We start from the raw sequence: 531 nt of genomic DNA on the forward strand, positions 1-531 counted from the left end.
GCACCGCTTCTGGGCACTGCGCGAATCCTTCGCCGAGAGCTTCAGAATTTGCCAGCTCGGCAAGTCCTCAAACCCGCTCGTTTCGCTCTTTGATCTGATTTTCTTGCCCTTCGCATTGCTGGATACCGTCTGCCGCTGGCTCACGCTCATCACCTGCAGCAACCCCGTATGGCCCCCCGAGATCGAAGCCGCCTGCAAACCTGAGCCGAACGACCCGTACGCCCGCCCCTATGCCGATGATTTTGTCGGCTTTGCCAGCGGTCCCTACGGCCAGCCCTCGCGCAGTGACATCGACCGGATGCTGGCGCTGGAGAAATACCGGCGGCGGGAAGGGGTCCTCACACGCGCCGAGGCGGAAGCGCTGATCCGGAAGCAAGCAGAGGCCGGTGCATGAGGCCGATGCCATCAATGAACGTCGGCGTCCGCATTGTGGACGACCCCGCCACCCTGAAGTGGGCACAGCGCTGCCGCTTCAGCGCACCCGGTGGCGAACCCAAGTTCCCCAGCATGGAAGACGAGTCGTTTGCCTTC

General features: G+C 63.1%; 1 pseudogene. It reads left to right on the forward strand.

What is annotated here, in order from left to right:
• A pseudogene (locus AAHM38_RS25500) lies at nt 1-394 on the forward strand (DUF6708 domain-containing protein); the annotation flags it as partial.
• Nucleotides 395-531 lie beyond the last annotated feature (137 nt).

Origin of the sequence: Ralstonia sp. OTU4908 (assembly GCF_038440115.1) — a bacterium.
Lineage (GTDB): Bacteria > Pseudomonadota > Gammaproteobacteria > Burkholderiales > Burkholderiaceae > Ralstonia > Ralstonia pickettii.